At 59.9% G+C, this 1,492-nt stretch carries 1 protein-coding gene; it reads right to left on the bottom strand.

Features of this window, described 5'->3' with window-relative positions; translation table 11 throughout:
• Nucleotides 1–104: 104 nt before the first annotated feature.
• Nucleotides 105–1,475 (bottom strand): IS1182 family transposase, encoded by a 1,371-nt coding sequence (locus tag EFB14_RS32735; protein WP_126830944.1) that lies wholly within the window; start codon nucleotides 1,473–1,475, stop codon nucleotides 105–107.
• Nucleotides 1,476–1,492 lie beyond the last annotated feature (17 nt).

Genomic DNA, 1,492 nt, shown 5'->3' with positions numbered 1-1,492 from the left:
CAGACTGCTGACAAACCCGTCGATTTTTTCGGCGGGTTTTGCTTTTTTGGCGATTGGATTTTTTGCCGGTTGTGTTTTGGCGGAGGGCGAAGAGAGGTTTCGGCTTACGCCGTGGCCGGTTTTGGTGGTTTTGTCAGGGCCATTGCGATCTTCTTGATGTTTTGGGCGGCCGCAGCCAACAGGCACTGGCATGCGACGCGGGTGCGACTTCGGAAGCGGGCATAGCGATGCCCGTGAAGCTGCTTGGCATCGGCAAATGATCGCTCGACCGTCTCCTTGCGGCGCTTGTAGATTGCCTTGCCCCAAGGGGTCAGGCGGTTGGCGTCGGTGCGCTGGCGGGCATCGGCCCAGATATGGCGGGTTATGGTGCGTGTCGCCGTGGCGTTGTTGGTGCAGGAGGCCAGCAACGGACAATCGCGGCAGAGGGCAGGATCCGAACGATAGTGGCGATAACCGTTGCGGTCGGTGGTGGCATAGGCGAGCAGTTGGCCTTCGGGGCATCGGTAACCGTCTGTCTCGGGCTCATAGCCGAATTTCGACTTGCGCATCATGCCGGCTCTGGGCGGGGTCGGGTTGCGATAGCCGGTGACACCGAGGATGGTGCGGTCCTCAAGACCCTTGGCGATGCCGGATGTCGCATAGCCGGCATCCAGCCCGACAGCACCGACCTCGAAGCCGAACCGCTCACGCTGGCGGTCCAGCCGCTCGAGATAGACGATACTGTCATGCACATTGGCGGGCGTGACATGGGTATCGGTGATGATCGCAAGCTTGCCATCCACCGTGCGGTGATCGAGGTAGAAGAAGCCCTTCGGCTTGCCATCGCGCACCATGTAGCCGCTGTCGGGATCGGTGCGCGACACCTTGGTTTCCTTCACCTGCGGCTCGCGCTCCTTTTCCTTCAAGGGCTTCTGGCCGTGGAGTGCTCGCTCGGCCTCAATCGCCCGGTCGAGATCGGCCCAGTAATCGGAGCGCGACTTTTCGATCATCGCAAGATCATATTTGCCCTTGTTGGCATTCGCCTTCAGATGCGTTGAATCCGTGTAAAGCACCGTGCCATCCACCAGGCCATGACGGATCGCCTGCTCGACGATGTGGTCAAAAATGTCCTGCGCCACGCTCGTGTCGTTGAAGCGCCGGCGGCGGTTCTGCGACAGCGTCGAGGCGTCAAACACACCATCCGTCAGCTTCATCTGCAGAAACCAGCGATAGGCGACGTTGACCTCGATCTCGCGCACCAGCTGACGCTCCGAGCGGATGCCGAACAGGTAGCCAATGAACAGCGCCTTAAACATCAAGGTCGGATCGAGCGGTGGGCGGCCGTTGTCGGCGCAATAAAGCCCCGCAACGCGATCGTGGATGAAGGAAAAGTCGATCACCGCGTCGATCTTGCGAAGCAGGTGATCCTTCGGCACCAGGCTATCAAGCGTCACCATCTCAAGAGCCGTCTGGGTGGGGGCAGGTTTCTTCAACATGTCCCAATGAATCATAA

Origin of the sequence: Rhizobium fabae (assembly GCF_003985135.1) — a bacterium.
Lineage (GTDB): Bacteria > Pseudomonadota > Alphaproteobacteria > Rhizobiales > Rhizobiaceae > Rhizobium > Rhizobium pisi.
The sequence above is the reverse complement of the archived record's forward strand: the minus strand, read 5'-3'. Positions and strand labels throughout refer to the sequence as shown.